The sequence below is a fragment of the Nonomuraea angiospora genome (assembly GCF_014873145.1).
Lineage (GTDB): Bacteria > Actinomycetota > Actinomycetes > Streptosporangiales > Streptosporangiaceae > Nonomuraea > Nonomuraea angiospora.
The window spans coordinates 10,037,575-10,056,926 of the sequence record NZ_JADBEK010000001.1; the positions used below are offsets into that span (position 1 = coordinate 10,037,575).

Consider the following 19,352-nt stretch of genomic DNA (forward strand, 5'->3'; position numbering starts at 1 on the left):
TATTTCCTGCTTTATCGTAGTCCTGTACGACCGTACAGGACGGCCGTCGAGAGGGACTTGGGCGATGACGCGGTTTCTTGGGCGGCTGGGCGGCTGGTGCGCGCGGCACGGGCGGTTGGTGCTGGCGTTATGGGTGGTCGTGGCGGCCGCGCTGATGGGCGGGAGCCTCGTGCTCGGCAGCCCGGTCAGCAACGACGTGACGATTCCCGGCACCGACGCGCAGCGGGCGCACGACCTGATGAAGACCGGCTTCGGTCCGGGGTACGACACCGGCGGGTCGGTGCAGCTCGTCCTCTACTCCGCCGGCGGGCCGCTCGTCGACAAGCCGCGCAAGAAGGCCGTCGAGGACGTGCTGGCGCGCCTGCGCACGATGCCGCACGTCGTCGGGGTGGACACCCCGTTCAGGCGCGGCGGCATCTCCGCCAACCTGCAGATCGGGCTCATCGCCATCCGCCTGCAGGGCCACGACGGCACCAAGGTCGCCGAGAACACGCGAGAGCTGTCGAAGGCGGCCGACCCGGCGCGGGCCGCCGGGATCGAGGTGGTGGCGGCCGACAGCTCCACCCCCGCCGACAAGGACATCAAGACCGGGCCCAGCGAGATCATCGGCGTGGTGTGCGCGCTGCTGGTGCTGGTGTTCGCGTTCGGGACGCTGGCGGCCGCGCTGGTGCCGATCTTCACGGCCCTGGTCAGCGTCGCCACGGGGCTCGGCGTGATCGGCCTGCTCGGGCACGTGCTGGACGTGCCCAAGCAGGCGGGCATCATGGCCACGATGATCGGGCTGGGCGTGGGCATCGACTACGCGCTGTTCCTGCTGTCCCGGCACCGGCGGCTGCTGGCCGACGGGGTGCCGGTCGTGGAGTCCGTACGGCGGACCGTGGCGAGTTCGGGCGGGGCCGTGGTGTTCGCGGGCGGCACGGTGATGATCGCGCTGAGCGCGCTCATGCTGGGCGGGTTCCCGCTGCTGGCGACGCTCGGCTGGATCACCGGCATCTCGGTCGTCACCGCCGTGCTGACCTCGGTCACCCTCGTCCCCGCCCTGCTGGGGGTGCTGGGCCACCGGATCAACGCGCTCAAGGTGCCGTTCCTGCGCGGCGGCGGTTCGTCCGGGTCCGGATGGGCCGGCCTGGGGTCGTGGGTGGCGCGCCGGCCGTGGCAGGTGCTGTTCGGCAGCGTGCTGGCGCTGGGCCTGCTGGCCGCCCCGGCCCTGGCCCTGAAGCTCGGGCCGCTCGACGACGGGTACGGCGCCAAGGGCTCGGAGCCCAGGCGGGCCTACGAACTGATGGACGCCGGCTTCGGCCCCGGCATCAACGGCCCGCTGCTCGTGGTCGCCGAACTGCCCGCCAAGGTGGCCGAGGAGAAGGACCCGGTCGTGGACCGGATCGCCCGCGAGGTCGGCGACGTCGAAGGCGTCGCGCACGTGGGCACCCCCAAGGTCAACTCCTCGGGCCGCTCGGTCCTGCTCCAGGTCGTCACCGAGTACAAGCCCAGCGACCCCCGGGCCTCCGACGTGGTCAAGGACATCAGGGCCCTCTCGTCGCCCGGGGTGAGCGTGCACGTCGGCGGCAAGGTGGCGGCCATGACCGACGCGGGCACCCGGATGTCCGAGCGCACCCCGCTGGTCATCGGCGTGGTGGTGCTGCTCAGCGCCCTGCTCCTGCTGCTGGCCTTCCGCGCGCCCGTCGTCGCGGTGAAGGCCGCCGTGATGAACCTGATCTCGCTCGGCGCGGCCTTCGGCGCGCTCGCCCTGGTGTTCTCGATCGGCCTGGGCAGCCGCCTGGTGGGCATGGACGCCCCGGCCAGCTCCTCGTACCTGGAGACGGTCTTCTTCTCGGTGCCGATCGAGAGCTACGTGCCGCTGATGCTGTTCGCGGTGCTGTTCGGGCTGTCGATGGACTACGAGGTGTTCCTGCTGACGGCGGTGCGGCAGGCGTACCTGCGGCACGGGGACAACGCGCGGGCGGTGGCGGAGGGGCTCGGCTCGACGGGCCGGGTGATCACGTCGGCCGCGCTGATCATGGTGGCCGTGTTCGTGGCGTTCATCGCCTACCCGGACCCGATGGTGAAGACGTTCGGGGTGGGGCTGGCGGTGGCCATCGCGGTGGACGCCACGATCATCAGGGGGTTCCTGGTGCCGGCGACGATGGTGCTGCTGGGGCGGCTCAACTGGTGGTGCCCGCGCTGGCTGGACCGCCTGCTGCCGAACCTCTCGGTGGAGGGGCACGAGGAGGAGGAGCGGCCCGCGCCCGAGCGGCTCGAGCCCGTCAAGCTGGGGGTCTAGCCGGGTCTAGTCGGAGTCGGTGAGGTTGCAGGCGGGGACCCAGCCGGCGATGCCGGTGGCCGCGTTGCGGCCGTGGTGCCACAGGATGCTGTCGAAGTAGTCGTCGCACTGGAAGAAGCCGCGCTCCTCCGACCGGTCCGACTCGAAGCCCTGGCCCGGGTAGCCGAAGCCGACGAGGACGGCGTCGCGTCGCGGGTCGCTCCAGATGACCACGCCTTCGGTGGCGAAGTCGTACAGGCCCTTGGCGCCGGCGGGCTCCGGGCCGGTCATGGCCAGCGTGGTCAGAACCGTGGCCATGGCGGCTCGCCGGACGCGCGCCCTGAGGCTTCTCTCCGTCATGGCACTCAGAGTAAGAGTCAGGTGACGGCGCGTGTCAGCATTTCAGAAGGTGATGACCGTGCGCGCCACCGAGCCCTCCCGTACGTGGGCCACGGCGTCGTTGATCCGGTCGAGCGGCAGGCGTTCGGAGATGAGGCCGTCGAGGTCGAGGCGGCCCCGCAGGTACTGCTCGGCCAGCATGGGCAGGTCGCGGTGGGGCGCGGCGTCGCCGCCCTGGGTGCCCATGAGGCGGCGGGAGGCGAACAGCAGGCCGGGGTCCACCTCCACGGCCCGGCCCTGGGGCGGGCTGCCGACCATGACCGTGGTGCCGCCGGACCCGGTCGCGGCGAAGGCCCTGGACAGGACGCCGGGCGCGCCCGTCGCGTCGAAGGCGTAGTCGACGCCGCCCTTCACCAGCTCGTCCACCTGCCGGGGCAGGTCGCCGGCCACGAGCGTGTGGGTGGCGCCGAAGCGCTCGGCCAGCTTGAGCTTCTGCTCGGCCACGTCGGCGGCGATGATCGTGGTGGCGCCCGCGAGCACCGCGCCCTGGATGACGTTGAGGCCGACGCCGCCGCAGCCGACGACGAGGACGCGGGCGCCGGGCGGGACCTCGGCGACGTTCATGACCGCGCCGATGCCGGTGACGACCCCGCAGGCCAGCAGGCACATGGCATCCAGGGGTGCGTTTTTCGCGATTTTTACGCACATGGCCTCGGTGACGACCGCGTACTCGGCGAACGAGCCGATGCCGATGAACCGGCGCGTCTCCTGCCCGTCCAGGGTGATCCTGGGCGCGCCACCCATGATCGTCCGTAGCCTGACCGGGCCCGAGCACAGGTGGAACCGGCCCGCCCCGCAGTGGCGGCACCGCCCGCAGGGACCGTTCATCGAGATGATGACGTGGTCGCCGGGCCGGACGCCGGTGACGCCCGCGCCGACGCTCTCCACCACTCCGGCGCTCTCGTGCCCGAGGATGAACGGCAGCTCGCTGACCACGGGGCTCTTGCCGTCGATGGCCTTGAGGTCGGAGCCGCACACGCCCGACGCCTTGATCTGCACGCGCACCTCGCCCGGGCCCGGGTCGGCGATCTCCACCTCGCGGATCTCCATGGGGGTGTGGAAGCCGGTCAGGACGGCCGCGCGCATCAGCATGCGCCACACGGTAACCCGGCCCCGCGATTGCGAGCAAGCGGTTGCTCGGGAGGCATGCACCGTTGACACCCTTCCTGGGCGAATTTACGCTCGGCGCAAAACCAAGCGAGCGCTAGGCCAAATCGCGGGAGGCCAGGATGGTACGGCGGGTCGCGGCGGCACTTACGATAACTACACTGCTCGCCTCCGGGTGCGCGGCCCAGCAGAAGAGCCCGGCGGGCACTGCCGCGCCAGGCGTGACGGACACGACGGTCAAGGTCGGCGGCGTGCTGACCAAGACCAGCGCCAGCGGCTACTCGACCAAGGACGCCGAGATCGGGGCGAAGGCCAGGTTCGAGCGGGCCAACGCCGAGGGCGGCGTGAACGGACGGAAGATCGACTTCATCGGGGCGGAGGACGACGGCCAGGACGCGGCCAAGGGCGACGCGGCCGCCAAGAAGCTCGTGCAGAAGGACCAGGTCTTCGCCCTCGTCCCCGTGCACGCCCCGAACTTCGGCGGCGCAGCCTTCCTGGAGCAGCAGGGCGTGCCCTGGTTCGGCTGGGCGACGGGCCCGCAGTGGTGCGGCACGAAGACCGGCTTCGGCTACAACGGCTGCCTGGCCCCCAAGCAGGGCGCGGGCTCCCAGACGTGGTGGGGCCGGCAGATGGCCGAGCTCCTCGGCGGCGCCGAGGGCAAGACCGTGTACGTCCAGACCTCCGACTCCAGCGGCAGCAAGTACGGCGGCACCACCATCTCCCAGTCGTTCACCGCCGCCGGATTCAAGCTGGTCGGCGTGAACTCCGGCCTCCCGGCCGCCGCACCACCCCCTGACTGGCTCCCGTACGTCAACAAGATCATGACCTCGAACGGCGGCAAGGCCCCCGACGTCGTCGTCTCCGTGATCGCGGGCACCAAGTTCAACGTCGGCCTGTACTCGGCGCTCAAGCGGGCCGGCTACAAGGGCGCGCTCACCGACGCCACCAGCTACGACGCCGCCATCCTCAAGGACCAGGCCAGCGCGCAGGCCCTGGAGGGCGTGATCGCGGCGCCGATGTTCGAGCCGTTCGAGTCCACCGCCCCCGAGATCGCCCGATTCAAGCAGGACGTCGAGAAGGTCGCGCCGGGCGCCGTGCCCACCCAGCACATGGCGATCGGCTACTGGGCGGCCGACATCTTCCTCGACATGCTCGGCAAGGCCGGCAAGGACCTCACCCGGGAGAAGTTCCTGGCCGTCGGCAACGGCGACTACCTCTACGAGAACGCCGGGTTCGGCAGGATCCAGTACCCCAAGGACCACACCGAGCCGAACGGCTGCGGCGCCCTGGTCAAGCTGGAGAAAGGCGCCTTCCAGGTGGCCAAGAGCATGAAGTGCTTCGACAACGTGCCGCTCAAATGATCCTGGGATACGTGCTCAGCGGCCTGGTCACCGGGGCGATCTTCGCGGTCATGGGATCGGGCCTGACGCTGTCGTACGCGGCCACCGGGGTGTTCAACTTCGCCCACGGCGCCGTCGGATTCCTGTCGGCCCTGCTGTTCTACGAGCTCAACCAGGCGGCCGGGCTGCCCGCGTGGCTGTCGGCCCTGGTGTCGGCGGCGCTGTTCGCGCCCGCGCTCGGATACGTGCTGCACAGGACCATGTTCGGCGGGCTCGCGCAGGCGGGCGAGACCGCGCAGATCGTCGCCACCATCGGGCTGACGATCGCGCTGCCCGCGCTGGGCCTCCTGGTCGTGGACCTGGCCGGGCTGCCGAGCGCGGACGCGACCTCGCTGCCGCGCGGCGTCGGCCCGCACCCGGCGCTCTCCTTCGAGGTGCTCGGGGCCCGGCTGGACAGCGACCAGCTCATCACGTTCGGCTTCTCGGCGGTGGCGGCGGCCGGGCTGTGGGCGTTCATGCGGCATTCCCCGTACGGGCTGCGCATGCGGGCCGCCGTGGACCGGCGCCGCCTGGCCACGCTCCGGGGCATCGACGCGGACGCCACCTCGGCGCTGGCCTGGATGCTCGGCTCGGGACTCGCCGGGCTCGCCGGGGTGCTGGCGGTGTCCGTGCTGGGGCTGGACGCGACGGCGTACACGGTGCTGCTGTTCGCCTCGGCGACGGCGGCGGTGTTCGGGCGGCTGCGCTCGATCCCGTGGACGTTCGCGGCCGGGCTCGCGCTCGGCGTGGTCCAGAACCTGGTCGCCGGATACACCGACTTCCTCGAAGAGGTCACCGGGCTGCGCACGGCCGTGCCGGTGATCCTGCTGTTCGCCGGGCTCGTCCTGCTGAACAGGTCGCGCGAGCGGGTCGCGGGCAGCGCGGCCGAGGACGCGCCCCCACCCGACCACCTGGCGGGGCTGCCGCCGTGGCGGCGCAGGATGCCGTGGGCGCTCGGCCTGGTCGCGCTGGTCGGGTTCACCTTCCTCGCCTCCGAGTACTACGTGGGCGTGGCCGCGCAGGGGCTGGTGCTGGCGCTGATCTTCTGCTCGTTCGTGGTGGTGACCGGCATCGGCGGCATGGTCAACCTGGCCCAGGCCGCCTTCGCCTCGATGGCGGCGCTGACCTGCGGATGGGCGTTCTCGTCCGGGCTGCCGTTCTTCGTGGCGATCGTGCTGGGCGTGCTGGCCTCCGCCGCCGTGGGGATGCTGGTGGCGCTGCCCGCGCTGCGGCTGGGCGGGCGGGTGCTGACGCTGGCCACGCTGGCACTGGCGCTGCTGGCCGACCAGGTGCTGTTCCAGGTGGACGCGTTCAGCAACGGGACCATCGGGTGGCCGGTGCCCGCGCTGGGGCTCGGCTTCGCGGACACCTCGGATCCCCGGGTGCGGGTGGTGGTGCTGCTCGTGCTGATCGGGGCGGTCGCCCTGCTCGTACGCAACCTCGAAAGGTCGGCCTCCGGGCGGGCGATCCTCGCGGTCAGGTCGGCCCCCGCCGCCGCCACGACATCCGGGATCTCGGCGCCGCGTACCAAGATCATGCTCTTCGCGCTGGCGTCGGCGATCGCGGGGCTGGGCGGCGTGCTGTTCGCCGTCTCCAAGGGCTCGATCACCGCCACCGACCTGCCGGCGTTCTCCGGGTTCGTGTGGCTGGCCGTGGTGGTCCTTCAGGGCGTGCGCCGCGTCGGCGGCGCGGTGCTGGGCGGCCTGATCGCGGTGGCCGTGCCCGAACTGCTCGCCACCTGGGGCGTGTCAGCGCACGTCGGGGCCATCCTGTTCGGGGCCGGCGGCGTGATCCTGGCCAAGCATCCCGACGGGGTGCTGACCCAGCTCGCCGAGCTCCGCCACCGGCGCAGGCGCGGCGTTCCGGCGGAGCCGGTCCCGGCCGCGCCGCCGCCGGTCCAGGTGGACGGGCCGCTGTTCAGGCTGGAGGGCGTGGTCGCCGGTTACGCGGACAGCACGGTGCTGCGCGGCGTGGACCTGGCCGTCCGGCCCGGCGAGGTGGTCGCGCTGCTCGGCGCCAACGGGGCGGGCAAGTCCACGACCTGCGCGGTGGCCGCCGGCGACCTGGCCGTCACCAGCGGCCGGATCCTGCTGGACGGCCAGGACGTCACCGCCTGGCCCGCGCACCGCAGGGCCCGCGCGGGCATCCTGCTCGCGCCCGAGGGCCGGGGCGTCTTCCCCGGGCTCACGGTGGAGGAGAATCTGCGGACCTGGCTGCCCGACCCGGGTCCCGTCTACGAGCGCCTGCCGCAGCTCGCCGAGCGCCGTACCGTGCCGGCCGGCGCCCTGTCCGGCGGCGAGCAGCAGCTGCTCACGCTCGCGCCCGCGCTGGTGCGGCCGCCCCGGGTGCTCATCGCCGACGAGCCGTCGCTGGGGCTGGCGCCGATGATGGTGCGGCAGGTGTTCGACGTGTTCGCCGAGCTGCGCTCTCGCGGCGTGGCGCTGCTGCTGGTCGAGGAGAAGGCCACGGAGGCGCTGGCCCTCGCCGACCGGGTGGCGTTCATGCGGCTGGGGCGCGTCACCTGGGCGGGGCCGCGCTCGGAAGTGGACAGCGAGCGGCTGACCGCCGCCTACCTGGGGGTGCGGTGAACATGCTGGCCGTGGAGGGCGTGTCGGTGGCGTTCGGCGGGGTGCGGGCGCTGGACCAGGTGTCGTTCGAGGTCGCGGCGGGTCAGGTGTGCGGCGTCATCGGGCCGAACGGGGCCGGGAAGACGACGCTGTTCGACGTGGTGTCGGGGCTGCGCCGGCCCAGCGAGGGCCGGGTCAGCGTGGCGGGCCGGGACCTGACCGGGGTGTCCCCGGTCAGGCGGGCCAGGGCCGGGGTGCGGCGCACGTTCCAGCGGACCCAGGTCTTCGGCCGGCTCACCGTGGCCGGCAACGTGCTGGCCGCGCTCGACTGGCACGGCGGCGGTGGCGGGCTCGCCGCCGACCTGGTCGGCCGGCCCGCCCGCCGGCGGCTGGAGCGGGAACGCGGCGAGCGCGTGGCCGAGGTGCTGGAGCTGTGCGGGCTCACCCCGCTGCGGGACGCGTACGCCGCCGCGCTCCCCGTCGGGCAGCGCCGGCTGGTCGAGCTGGCCAGGGCCCTGGCCGACCGGCCCCGCCTCCTGCTGCTGGACGAGCCCACCTCGGGCCTGGACGCCGCCCAGACCGCGCGCCTCGGCGAGGTCGTCAAGGCCCTGGACACGACCGTGCTGCTGGTCGAGCACGACATGGGCTTCGTCATGGACACCTGCGACCGGATCATCGTGCTGGACCTCGGCAAGGTGATCGCCGCCGGCGCGCCGGCCGAGATCCGGGAGGACCCGGTCGTCAGGGCCGCCTACCTAGGCTGAGTGGCGCTCGGTGAACGACAGGATGCGGCGCCAGGAGTCCTGGCACGCGTCCGTCCACTCGGCGTACGTGCGGTCGAAGAACGAGTGCGGCGCGCCCTCGTAGACGACCTTCTCGTGCTCCGTGCCCACCCGGTCGAGCGCCGCCTCGAACGCCTCGAACTGCTCGGGCGTGGTCGCCGTGTCCGCGCCCGCGAGCAGCATCAGGAGGGGCGCGCCGGGCCCGGTCGCCGGCTCCTCGATGGCGCGCAGCGCGCCGTAGAAGCCGATGCCGCCCGCCAGCCCGTTCCCCTCGTACGCCTGCCGCCACGAGTGGGCGCCGCCCATGCAGAAGCCGACCGTGAAGACCGGGCCGTCGAGCTGCTCGGTGGCCGCCCTGGCGTCGGCCCTGACGTGCTCGGCCTTGAGCTGCCCGACGTGCTTCATGAAGTCGAAGTCGTCGTCGCGCTCGCCGAGGCCCGCCGTGCGGCCGAAGTAGTCGATCGCGATCGTGCGGAAGCCCGCCTCGGCGAAGCGCACCGCGAGGGCGCGGTAGTACGGGTGCAGCCCGCGCACGTCGGGCAGGATCACCACGCTGCGCCCGTTCGGCTCGGCGGGCTCGGCCCGGTAGGCGAGCAGCCGGTTTCCGTCGGCGGCCGTCAGCTCAATCTGCTCGTGAGAGGCCACCTCGCCCTGGATCGGCGGTGCTGGCGGCCTGCTGTCGGTGGAATGGCACATGGGGTCAGCATGCCCGCCGTGATTCCGGCTATCCAGGTACTCGGAGTGGCAGGCTCGGCGGGGCCTGGGCCAGGCAGACTTGTACCCATGAACCGGGAACTCGGGGCATTTCTCCAGGCCCGCAGGAACGAGGTCACGCCCGAGGACGTGGGTCTGGCGAGCGGGCCGCGCAGGCGGGTGCGCGGGCTGCGCCGCGAGGAGCTGGCCGAGCTGGCGGGCATCAGCGTCGAATACCTCGTACGCCTCGAACAGGGCCGGACCGCCCAGCCGTCCGCGTCCGTGATGGAGTCGCTGGCCAGGGCGCTGGACCTGAGCGAGGCGGAGCGGACGCACCTGTTCGACCTGGCCGCGCCGCGTCCTCGCGGGCCGCGGCCGTCCGGCGGGGTGCGGCGGGAGCTGGTGGAGCTCATCGAGCGGATGACGGACATCCCCGCCATGATCTTCGACCACCGCCTCGACCTGCTCGCCTGGAACCGGCTGGCCGACGCGCTCTTCCCCGGCCTGTGCCGCCCCGGCGCCAACCTGGCCAGGTACAACTTCCTCACCGAGCCCGACCTGTACGCCGAACGCGAGGAGGTGCTCCGGGCCACGGTCGGGCAGCTCCGCCTGGCCACCGGCCGCCATGCCGACGACCCGGCGCTGACCGCCCTGATCGGCGAGCTGTCGGTGCGCAGCCAGCGCTTCCGCACCCTCTGGGCCGGCCGGGTCGTCAAGGAGCGAACCAACGGGGTCAAGCGGTTCACGCATCCGGTGGTGGGCGAGCTGGCCCTGCGTTACGAGACGTTCGACCTGCCGGGCGGGTCGGGGCAGCGGCTGAGCCTGCTCCACCCCGAGCCGGGCGGGGCCGACGAGGAGTCGCTGCGGCTGCTCGCCTCGTGGTCCGCCTAATAGGGTCCGCCTAATAGGGTCCGCCTAATAGGGTCCGCCTAGCAGGGTTCGCCTAGTACGTGGGGGCGGCGCGGAACGCCTCGATGAGATGCGCGCGTACCCTGGCCACCGCGGGCTTGGCCAGCGCGCCCGAGCGGACGGCCAGGTAGCCGGTGTTGATCGGGGCCTCGTCCGGCTCGGCCAGCGTGACGAGCGTGCCCGCCGCCAGGTCGCGGCGGCACAGGTAGGCGGGCAGCACGGAGACGCCCATCCCGGCCCTGACGGCGCTGAGCACGCCGCGCAGGTCGGGGATGACGACCTGCGCCGCCATCGCGGGCCGCCTGCCGAACACGGAGCGCCAGTAGCGGCGCACGATGGGCAGGTCCTCGGCGTAGGCCACCAGCGGCGCCGCCGCCAGCTCCCTCGGCCCCACTCCGGCGAGCGCCAGGGACGGGGCGGCGACCAGCAGGAACTCCTCGTCGTAGAGGGGGTCCGCCTGCACGCCGCGCACCCGGGGCCGGATCGTGGAGATCACCAGGTCCAGGCGCCCGGCCGCGAGGTCCGCCAGGAGGTCGTCGGACAGCCCGAGCGTCGTACGCAGCCGCAGCCCCGAGCGCACCAGCGGGGCGAGCATCGGCATCACCTCCTCGCACAGGAACTCGGCGGGCCCGCCCAGGTGCACGGCCGCGTCCGAGGGCAGCTCCGACTCCACCACCTCGTCCAAGGCGTCCAGCGAGGGGGCCACCCGGCGGGCCAGCTCGTCGGCGGCGGGCGTGGGCGCCACCCCGCGCGGCAGCCGGTCGAACAGCGGCCGGTCCAGCACCGACTCCAGCGTCTTGACCTGCGCCGTCACGGCCGGCTGCGACAGGCCGAGGGTCTGCGCGGCGGCCGTGATGGAGCCGGTCCTGTACACGGAGAGGAACGTCCGCAGCAGGTCGAGCGAGATTGGCGACATATCAGCATTCTGATACCTAAGGCGATATTTCGTTATTTGTTACTTATGGCGGGCCGGGGCGACGATGTGAGACATGAACCAGCGTATTCTCATCGCCCTGACCAGCCATGACGACCTCGGCGGCGTCGAGCCGACCGGATACTACGTCCCGGAGGCGGCCCACCCCTGGGAGATCTTCCGCAAGGCCGGCTACGAGGTGGACGTCGCCAGCGTGCGGGGCGGGCGGCCGCCCCAGGACGGGTTCGACGCAGGCGACCAGACCCAGGTGGCCTTCCTGGCCGCGATCGAGGAGGCGGGCACCGGCCGCCTCGCGGACGTCGACGCCTCCCGTTACGACGCCGTGCTCTACGCCGGAGGCCACGGCACCATGTGGGACTTCCCCGACGACCCGGACGTCATCCGCGTCGGACGCGAGGTGTACGAGCGGGGCGGCGTGGTGGCTGCGGTCTGCCACGGCCCGTCCGCGCTGGTGAACCTGACCCTCTCCGACGGCTCGTACCTGGTGGCGGGCAAGCGGGTGGCGGCCTTCACCAACGAGGAGGAGCGGCTGCGCGGCGTGGCCGACGTGGTGCCTTTCCTGCTGGCGGACAAACTGGTGGAGCGTGGCGCCGAGCACGAGCCGGGCGCCACCTGGCAGGCTCAGGTCGTGGTGGACGGCAGGCTCGCCACCGGCCAGAACCCGGCCAGCGCCGCGCCCCTGGCGGAGCGCGTCCTCGACGTCCTCGCCGAACGGCGGGACTGAGGAGCGCAATCGCCGCCGGATGGCGGTTGTGTGCCACGGCGCGGGCTCTGACCATCGAGGAGTGGCCCCAATGAAGGGATAACAGATGGCATTCCACCCCAACCTCGACCCGGAGATCCGCGCCTTTCTCGAGCGGACACCGTTCCCGGCGTTCGACACGGCGAACCTGACGCCCGAGGAGCTGCCCGAGCATCGTGCGCAGATCAACGCGTTCCTCGCCGCCGCGCCGCCGGCCGACACCGACGTGGTGATCGAGGACCGGCACGTGCCGGGCCCCGACGGCGCTCCCGACGTGCGGGTACGGATCTACCGCCCGGCGGGCGGCGGCGAGGGGCGGCCGGGTCTGTACTGGATCCACGGCGGGGGGATGATCATCGGCACGCCCGAGATCGACGAGGCGATGATGATCGGCTACGTCGAGGAGCTCGGGTGCGTGGCGGTCTCCGTCGACTACCGGCTGGCGCCCGAGAACCCCCATCCCGCGCCGGTCGAGGACTGCTACGCCGGGCTGGTGTGGACCGCCAAGGCGGCGGGCGAGCTGGGCATCGACCCGGCCAGGATCGCGGTCGGCGGCGCCAGCGCGGGCGGCGGGCTCGCCGCCGCCACCGTGCTGCTGGCCCGCGACCGGGGCGGCCCCGACGTGGCGTTCCAGCTGCTCGTCTGCCCGATGCTGGACGACCGCAACATCACCCCGTCCAGCCACGAGTTCACCGAGGCGGTGGTCTGGGACCGCAGCGCGAACCTCTTCGGCTGGACCGCCCTGCTGGGCGACCGGATCGGCACCGACGACGTGCCCCCGTACGCGGCCCCCGCCCGGGCCACGGACCTGGCCGGGCTGCCGCCGGCGTTCATCGACGTCGGCGAGCTGGAGGTGTTCAGGGACGAGGACGTCGACTACGCGCTGCGGCTGTCGCAGGCGGGCGTGTCCACCGAGCTCCACCTCTACCCGGGGGCCTTCCACGGGTTCGACGGGATGGTCCCGGACGCCGAGCTGTCCAAGCGGGCGCGGGCGGCCCGGCTGGCGGCGCTCAAGCGGGCGTACGGGCTCTAAGGGCTCGAGCGGATGTGCCGGATCAGGCGGGCGTGCCGGATCTGAGGTTGGCGCGCAGCCGTACCAGGGCGAGGGCCAGGTGGGCGCGCAGGCGGCCGGCCGCGTCGGCGAGCGAGAAGCCCAGCACGGACTCGGCCCGGGCGATGCGCGCGGCCATCGAGCTGTGGTGCAGGTGCACGGTGGCGGCCGCGCCGCGGACCGAGCCGGCCAGGCACAGCGCCCGCACCGCCGCCAGGGACTCCTCGCCGAGCCGCTCCATCGCCCGGACGTCGGCCAGCTCCGCGACCGCCGGCTCCGGCAGGTCGGCGAACAGCGCCAGGGCCCCCAGCTCCGACCAGCGCATCACGCGATCGTGCGGGCCGGTGAAGCGGAGCGCCGTCCGCGCGCCGGCCCACGACTCGGCCGCCCGCGCGCCCGGCAGCTCCGGCCCGATGCCCACCCGCGACCCCTCGGGAAGGTCGCGGGGCAGGGTGGTCGCCACCAGGACCGCCTCCGTGTCGCCGATCCTGGTGGCGCGCACCTGGTGGCCCATGGCGCGCAGGCCGGCGGCGAGTTCCCGGTCCGGCCCCCGGTCCGGCCCCCGGTCCGGCCCCCGGTCCGGCCCCCGGTCCGGCCCCCGGTCCGGCCCCCGGTCCGGCCCCCGGTCCGGCCCCCGGTCCGGCCCCCGGTCCGGCCCCCGGTCCGGCCCCCGGTCCGGCCCCCGGTCCGGCAGGGCGATCGCCAGGGCCTGGAGCGGGGCGGAGGGGGCGAAGCCGAGCAGGCGCAGGGCGCGGGCGCGTTCGGCCTCGCCGGTCTCGGCCGACAGCACCAGCTCCACCAGCGCGGGGTCCTGTCCCGACCGCGCCAGCGCGGCGGCGCGTTCCAGGGTGACCTCGGCCGCCACCGCGTACCGTTCGAGGACGATCTCGTCGAGCCCGTGCGCCGGCCCCTCGCGCTCCATCCAGACCGCCCCGAGCCCGTCGCTCAGCTCCCTGACCTGGGCCGGGACCTCGGCGGGCGTGTCCACGGCGCCGCGGGGCGAGGTGCGGGTGCGGCGGCCGGTGGCCGCGTCGAGCAGCCCGACCGGGCATTGCGCCAGCCGCGCCGTCGCCGCGAGCAGCGTGGGCACGCTCACGTGGTCGCGAAGCAGCGAGTCGAAGTAGGCGATCACCCGCACCGCGCTCTCCGCGTCGGCGTCGAGCGTGGACAGCTTCAGCAGCAGTCCCTGCATGGCCAACAGACTATGTCCGGAAATCGCTGTTCGGGTTACCAAGCGTGCGCTAGGTTGGTTATGTGGATCTCGACTTCTCCCCGGCCGAACAGGGCTTCCGCGCCGAGGTTCGCGACTGGCTGCGCGCGCACGTGCCGGGACCGCTGCCGTCCATGGACACCCCCGAGGGCTTCGCCGCGCACCGCGCCTGGGAGGCGCTGCTGGCGGACGCGCGACTGTCCGTCGTCTCCTGGCCCGAGGAGTACGGCGGGCGCGGCGCCTCCCTGATCGAGTGGCTGATCTTCGAGGAGGAGTACTGGGCCGCCGGAGCCCCCGCCCGGGTCACCCAGAACGGCATCTTCCTGCTGGGCCCCTCGCTGATGCGCTTCGGCACGCCCGAGCAGCGCAGGCGGTGGCTGCCGAGGATGGCCAGAGGCGACGACGTGTGGGCCCAGGCCTGGTCGGAGCCGGAGGCGGGCAGCGACCTGGCCGCGCTCACCTCCCGCGCCGAGCCCGTGCCCGGCGGCTGGCGGCTGTACGGGCACAAGACCTGGAGCTCGCGGGCCGCCCACGCCACGCACGGGTTCGGCCTGTTCCGCACGTCGGGGACGCGGCACAAGGGCCTGACGTACTTCCTCTTCCCCCTCTCCGACGTCGCCGTGCGGCCGATCGCGCAGCTCGACGGGCTGCCGGGGTTCGCCGAGCTGCACTTCGACGGGGTGTTCACGCCCGGCTCGATGGTGCTCGGCGAGGTCGGCGAGGGCTGGCGGGTCGCGATGGCCACCACGTCCTCCGAACGCGGCCTCACCCTGCGCAGCCCCGGCCGCTTCCTGGCCACGGCCGACCGGCTGGTCGCGCTGGCCCGCTCCTCGGGCGACCCCGTGGCGGCCGACCGGGCCGCCAGGTGCTGGATCGAGGCGGAGGCGTACCGGCTGCACACGTTCGCGACGGCGCGGCGGCTCATGGCGGGGGAGGAGATCGGGTCCGCGGCCAGCATGGGCAAGGTGTTCTGGTCCGAGCTGGACCTGCGCATGCACACGCTGGCCATGGAGCTGCTGGGGGACCGGGCGGGGGAGGCGGGCTGGCTGGACGGGTTCCTGTTCTCGCTGGCCGGGCCCATCTACGCGGGCACGAACGAGATCCAGCGCAACATCATCGCCGAGCGGGTTCTGAGGCTGCCACGATGAACTTCGGATTCACGGACGAGCAGCTCGCGCTGGCCGCCACGGTGCGGGACGTGCTGCGGGCGCACTGCCCGCCGGCGGCGCTGCGGTCGGAGCGGCGGCCGGCCTGGGAGCAGCTGGCCGGGCTCGGGTTCTTCGGCCTGCTCCTGCCGCCCGAGAGCGATGGGCTGGGGCTCGGGCTGGCCGACGTCCTGCCCGCGCTGGAGGAGACCGGGCGGGCGTGCCTGCCGGGGCCGGTGGTCGAGACCGCCGTGGTGGCGCCGTACCTGCTGCCGGACAACCCCAAGCTGGCCTCCGGCGCCCTGTGCGTGACCGTGCTGCCGCCGGGACAGGCGTACGCGCCGGACGCCGACCTGGCCGACCTGCTGCTGGTGGCCCGGGACGGCGGGTGGCGCCTGGTCGCCAGGGAGTCTGCACGCGTGGTGCCGAGGAGCGGGGTGGACCCGTGCCGGCCCGTGTTCGAGGTGGCCTTCGACGACTCCGAGGAGCTGGGCGGCCCCGCCGCGCCGGCGCTGCGGCGGGCCGCGGTGGCGACGGCGGCGCAGCTCATCGGGGTCGCCAGGGAGCTGCTCGCGGTCACCGTCGCCTACGCGCGGGTGCGGACGCAGTTCGGGGCGGCGATCGGGTCGTTCCAGGCGGTCAAGCACCAGCTCGCCGACGCGGCCGTGGCGGTGGAGTTCGCCGCGCCGCTGGTGCACCGGGCGGCCCTGTCGGTGGACCGGGCCGCCGGGACCGCCGACCGGGACGTGAGCGCGGCCAAGGCCGCCGCCGGTGAGGCCGCCGTGCTGGCGGCGCGGGTGGCGCTGCAGGCGCACGGCGCGATCGGCTACACCGAGGAGCTGGACCTGCGGTTCTGGCTCGCGCGGGCCTGGTCGCTGTCGGCCGCGTACGGCACCACGGCGGCGCACCGGGAACGCGTCAGAACCGCCGTCCTGGACGGCGACCTGCGGAGGTGGCCATGAAGTTCGGGGTGCCGCTCGGACTGGTGCATCCGGCCGCGTGGAAGGACGTGGCGGTGGCGGCGGACGAGCTGGGGTTCGAGTCGGTGTGGCTGCCCGAGCACCTCGTCTTCGCCACCGACTTGTCGCTCGCCCACTACCCGGGCACGTCCGACCCGGGGATCAAGCCCGGCACGCCGCTGTTCGACGCGCCCGCGTACCTGTGCTGGCTCGCCGCCCTCACCTCCCGTGTCAGGCTCGGTACGGCGGTGCAGCTCCTCGCCCTGCGCCACCCCTTCGTGTCCGCCCGCGCGTTCGCCACCCTGGACGTGGTCTCGTCGGGACGGGCGATCTGCGGGGTGGGCGCGGGCTGGTACCGGGGCGAGTGGGAGGCGGCCGGCGTCGAGTTCCGCACCCGGGGGGCCCGGCTGGACGAGGCGATCGAGGTGGTCAGGCGGCTCTGGAGCGAGCCGGTGGTCACCCATTCCGGGAGGTTCTACTCCTTTCCCGAGGTCGCGTTCGAGCCCAAGCCGGTGCAGCGGCGGCTGCCGGTGCTCGCGGGCGGGGAGTCGGCCGCCGCGCTGCGCCGGGCCGCGCGATTGTGCGACGGGTGGATCAGCATGCCGCACACCCTCGAGTCCATCAAGCCGCAGCTCGACCGGCTGGGGGCGGGGGTGCCGGTGACCGCGCACGCGTACGCGCTGGCCTCGCCCGACGAGGTGCCCGCCTGGGCGGCGCTGGGCGTGGAGCGGCTGATCGTACGGCCCTGGAGCCGCAGCCGGGACGCGGTGTCCCGGCTGGCCGCCTTCGCCGCCGACTACGGGGTGGGGGACACGGCGCGAGGGGCGCTCGCAGGCGGTGGCGACGCCTTGTGAGGGTCGCTCACGCGCGGTGGCGGCGTGGCGGGAGGGTCGCTCACGCGCGGTGGCGGCGTGGCAGGAGGGTCGTTCTCGCGTGGTGGCGACGTCTCGTGAGGGTCGCTCACGCGCGGTGGCGTCCCCGCCGCCGGGGCTGGCCGGGCGTGCTCCGGCCGGGCTGGGCGGGGGCGTTCCTGCCGGGCTGACTCGGGGCGCTCCTGGCCGGGTGACCGGAGGCGGCCCTGCCGGTGCCGCCCGAGCCGACCAGCTGGCGCTCGTCCTCGCGCCGGTGCGGCTGCGGGGACCCGGCGGAGGCGTGGCGGCGGCCCGCCAGCGGGGCGTCCTGCGCGAACGGCTGCGCGCCACCGATGTGGACGCCCTGGGTGGGCGCCGGACGGCGGTGGCGGCGGCCGCGCAGCGGGAGGTCGGCCGTCCCGGACTCGTCGGCGGGACGCCCGAGGCGGCGGCGACGTCCCTGGTAGGTGGCGCCGATGTCAGGAGTGTCGCTGATGCCGGCAGTGTCCCCGCCCCTGCCGGCGGTCCGGCTGAAGGCGTCGAACGCGCTGGTCGCCTGGGGGATGACGATGCGTTCGAACGGCCCCGTGTCCACGAAGCGCTCCAGCGGCCCGGTGTCCAACAGGATCTCGACCGGCCCGCTCCCGGCGGGCTCGGTCGGCCGGGAGGCGCAGAAGGCGTCGAACGGATCGATGCCGGCGAGGTGACGGTGCAGGTCCGCGTGCTCGTCCAGGAGCCGGTCCACGGCTGCGCGGCGGGGCGCGTCCGTGGCGAGGTCGAAGGGGCGCGTGTCGAGCGGGCGCCTCCGGCGTCCGCCGGCCCGGGCGGCGGGCCGGGCGGCGTCCAAGGCGGTGGCGGGCTGGAGGGCGTCCAAGGCCGTCGCGGGCTGGAGGGCGTCCAAAGCCGCGGGGGCCAGTGCGGCGGTGTCCAGGGCGGCGGTGTCCAGGGATGCGGCGGGCTGGAAGGCTTCCAGGGCCGCCGCGTCCAGGGCTGCTGCGTCCAGGGCTGCTGTGGCCGTGAGGGCGTCCAGGGTCGCGGCCGGCTGGAGTGCGGCCGTTCGACGGCTCGTACGGACCGGCTCGACCTCGACCTCCAGCCGGCGGCGGCGACGCCGGCGGTTGACGGCAGGGCGGGGCGCCGTGGCACCGGCGGTGGCCGGGGCGGTCCGCAGGCGGCGGGTCTTGGCCACGGCGAGCAGCGCCAGGGCCGCCACCAGAGCCGAGCCGACCAGCGCCGGCGAGGAGATGGCCGGCATCGGGCCGGTGGCCGAGGCGCCCGCGTGCGTGGGGAGCGGTTCGGCGGTCGCCGCCGTGGTGTCGGCCGTCGCCGGCTTGGCGTGCTTGGCCTTCTTCGGCTGCTTGGGGCTCTCGGGGGCCACGGTGCCCAAGACGGGACCGGTGACGGAGCCCGTGACGGGGCCGGTGGTGTCCTTGGGGGCGGTGGGCGCGGCCTGAGGCTCCTTCTTCGCGGGGGAGCTGCCGGTCTCGGGGGCCTGGGCGGGCTCCTCGATCTCGCTGCGGGGGATCAGGGAGGTGAGCAGCTCGGTCCCGGAGGGCTGGAGCGCCCCGACGTCGGTGCCCGGACCCGGCTGCAGGGCGGCCTGGTCGTTGGCCTTCTTCTGGGCCTCGCGCTGCTGCCGGGCCGCCTCCTCGTCCAGGCGGGACTTGATGCGCTCCGGGTAGCCGTACCCGACGACCTTGCTCGTGTCACGTTCCTTGCGCTTGGCGACGCCACCGTCGATGTTGCCCTCGATGGTGAAGATCGTGTCGCCCTCGACCCGCGTCACGATGCCGACGTGGTCGATCTTGTCGATGCTGTTCGAGCCGCTCCAGTCGTAGAAGACGAACGCCCCGGGCTTGGGCTTGTGGCCCCACGCCCCCTGCTCCTTGAACCACTCCGCGTGCGACACCGTCCACGCGAACTGCCCGATCCAGTCCTCGTACCCGAGCTTGTGCGCGGCCCATGAGAGGTACATGTCGCACCATGGGGCGGAGCTGTAGTCGGCGTCGAACTCGACGTTCTTGCCGTACCAGTTGCCGAACTTGGTGTACGCCCCTGCTTTCTCGGCATACCCGAGCTGGCTCTCCAGCAACTCGATGTACTTCTGCATCTCTGGCGTCATGGAAGTATGGGGACACCTTCCGGGCAAGCCGGTTTGTCCGCATAGATCCCGGGTAAAGGGACACCCTGTGACTACTGGGACAAAACCGGAGGCTTGTCGTCTTCCGTGATGAGCGAGGCTACCGTGCCGTCCCGGCAGGTCAAGCCAGCACCAAGTGACGTTCAAGCTTTCCTGGACCAAGAACCCGCTGGTCAAAGATATTGCCAGAAATGTCCAAGCTAAGGAGGTTTAATCCAAAAAGA

16 protein-coding genes and 1 pseudogene are annotated in these 19,352 nt (G+C 73.5%); 10 read left to right on the forward strand and 7 right to left on the reverse strand.

Features of this window, described 5'->3' with window-relative positions:
- Positions 1–64: 64 nt before the first annotated feature.
- Entirely contained in the window at positions 65–2,281 is a 2,217-nt protein-coding gene (locus H4W80_RS46315) for an MMPL family transporter (RefSeq protein WP_192790868.1), read from the forward strand.
- A gap of 6 nt (positions 2,282–2,287) precedes the next feature.
- On the opposite strand, the gene H4W80_RS46320 is transcribed toward H4W80_RS46315, so the two are convergent.
- Complete coding sequence (locus H4W80_RS46320) at positions 2,288–2,620, reverse strand: hypothetical protein (protein WP_192790869.1); 333 nt, start codon at positions 2,618–2,620, stop codon at positions 2,288–2,290.
- Positions 2,621–2,662: 42 nt separating this feature from the next.
- Positions 2,663–3,751, reverse strand: a complete 1,089-nt coding sequence (locus tag H4W80_RS46325) for an alcohol dehydrogenase catalytic domain-containing protein (protein WP_192790870.1) — start codon at positions 3,749–3,751, stop codon at positions 2,663–2,665.
- Between the two features lie 236 nt (positions 3,752–3,987).
- Here H4W80_RS46325 and H4W80_RS46330 point away from each other — a divergent pair, with 236 nt between their 5' ends.
- From H4W80_RS46330 to H4W80_RS46340, 3 genes are read left to right on the forward strand one after another with little or no spacing between them, the layout of a single operon-like run.
- The gene (locus tag H4W80_RS46330; protein WP_192790871.1) at positions 3,988–5,127 is read left to right on the forward strand and encodes an ABC transporter substrate-binding protein; all 1,140 of its coding nucleotides are present in this window, start codon (positions 3,988–3,990) and stop codon (positions 5,125–5,127) included.
- Positions 5,124–7,733, forward strand: a complete 2,610-nt coding sequence (locus H4W80_RS46335) for an ABC transporter permease subunit (RefSeq protein ID WP_192790872.1) — start codon at positions 5,124–5,126, stop codon at positions 7,731–7,733. Before H4W80_RS46330 ends, H4W80_RS46335 begins: the two co-directional genes overlap by 4 nt.
- 2 nt (positions 7,734–7,735) lie before the next feature.
- Positions 7,736–8,476: an ABC transporter ATP-binding protein gene (locus H4W80_RS46340; protein ID WP_192790873.1), complete on the forward strand. Its 741-nt coding sequence runs from the start codon at positions 7,736–7,738 to the stop codon at positions 8,474–8,476.
- On the opposite strand, the gene H4W80_RS46345 is transcribed toward H4W80_RS46340, so the two are convergent.
- Entirely contained in the window at positions 8,468–9,190 is a 723-nt protein-coding gene (locus H4W80_RS46345) for a dienelactone hydrolase family protein (protein ID WP_192790874.1), read from the reverse strand. The genes H4W80_RS46340 and H4W80_RS46345 overlap by 9 nt on opposite strands.
- Positions 9,191–9,277: 87 nt before the next feature.
- Between H4W80_RS46345 and H4W80_RS46350 the strand changes: the two genes are divergently transcribed.
- Positions 9,278–10,078 (forward strand): helix-turn-helix domain-containing protein, encoded by an 801-nt coding sequence (locus H4W80_RS46350; protein ID WP_192790875.1) that lies wholly within the window; start codon positions 9,278–9,280, stop codon positions 10,076–10,078.
- 52 nt (positions 10,079–10,130) lie between these two features.
- Here H4W80_RS46350 and H4W80_RS64800 read toward each other — a convergent pair whose 3' ends face one another.
- Both H4W80_RS64800 and H4W80_RS64805 read right to left on the reverse strand, forming a co-directional pair.
- Positions 10,131–10,697 (reverse strand): substrate-binding domain-containing protein, encoded by a 567-nt coding sequence (locus H4W80_RS64800; protein WP_378525810.1) that lies wholly within the window; start codon positions 10,695–10,697, stop codon positions 10,131–10,133.
- Between the two features lie 183 nt (positions 10,698–10,880).
- Positions 10,881–11,012, reverse strand: a pseudogene (locus tag H4W80_RS64805) (LysR family transcriptional regulator); the annotation flags it as partial.
- Positions 11,013–11,085: 73 nt separating this feature from the next.
- On the opposite strand from H4W80_RS64805, the gene H4W80_RS46360 reads away from it, so the two are divergent.
- Both H4W80_RS46360 and H4W80_RS46365 read left to right on the forward strand, forming a co-directional pair.
- A complete protein-coding gene (locus H4W80_RS46360; RefSeq protein ID WP_192790877.1) occupies positions 11,086–11,754 on the forward strand; it encodes a type 1 glutamine amidotransferase domain-containing protein in 669 nt (222 codons plus the stop codon).
- Positions 11,755–11,839: 85 nt separating this feature from the next.
- Positions 11,840–12,805, forward strand: a complete 966-nt coding sequence (locus tag H4W80_RS46365; RefSeq protein ID WP_192790878.1) for an alpha/beta hydrolase — start codon at positions 11,840–11,842, stop codon at positions 12,803–12,805.
- A gap of 22 nt (positions 12,806–12,827) precedes the next feature.
- Here the strand turns inward: H4W80_RS46365 and H4W80_RS46370 are convergent, their stop codons facing one another.
- Entirely contained in the window at positions 12,828–14,015 is a 1,188-nt protein-coding gene (locus H4W80_RS46370) for a helix-turn-helix domain-containing protein (protein WP_192790879.1), read from the reverse strand.
- A 62-nt stretch (positions 14,016–14,077) separates the two neighbouring features.
- Here H4W80_RS46370 and H4W80_RS46375 point away from each other — a divergent pair, with 62 nt between their 5' ends.
- Genes H4W80_RS46375 through H4W80_RS46385 form a run of 3 tightly spaced genes read left to right on the forward strand, consistent with a single transcriptional unit; the run spans position 14,078 to position 16,991 of the window.
- The gene (locus tag H4W80_RS46375; protein ID WP_192790880.1) at positions 14,078–15,181 is read left to right on the forward strand and encodes an acyl-CoA dehydrogenase family protein; all 1,104 of its coding nucleotides are present in this window, start codon (positions 14,078–14,080) and stop codon (positions 15,179–15,181) included.
- Positions 15,178–16,140, forward strand: a complete 963-nt coding sequence (locus tag H4W80_RS46380) for an acyl-CoA dehydrogenase family protein (RefSeq protein WP_192790881.1) — start codon at positions 15,178–15,180, stop codon at positions 16,138–16,140. The genes H4W80_RS46375 and H4W80_RS46380 overlap by 4 nt, the downstream gene beginning before the upstream one ends.
- Complete coding sequence (locus H4W80_RS46385; protein WP_192790882.1) at positions 16,137–16,991, forward strand: TIGR03619 family F420-dependent LLM class oxidoreductase; 855 nt, start codon at positions 16,137–16,139, stop codon at positions 16,989–16,991. Before H4W80_RS46380 ends, H4W80_RS46385 begins: the two co-directional genes overlap by 4 nt.
- A gap of 106 nt (positions 16,992–17,097) precedes the next feature.
- Here H4W80_RS46385 and H4W80_RS63085 read toward each other — a convergent pair whose 3' ends face one another.
- Complete coding sequence (locus tag H4W80_RS63085; protein WP_192790883.1) at positions 17,098–19,110, reverse strand: CHAP domain-containing protein; 2,013 nt, start codon at positions 19,108–19,110, stop codon at positions 17,098–17,100.
- Positions 19,111–19,352: the final 242 nt, after the last annotated feature.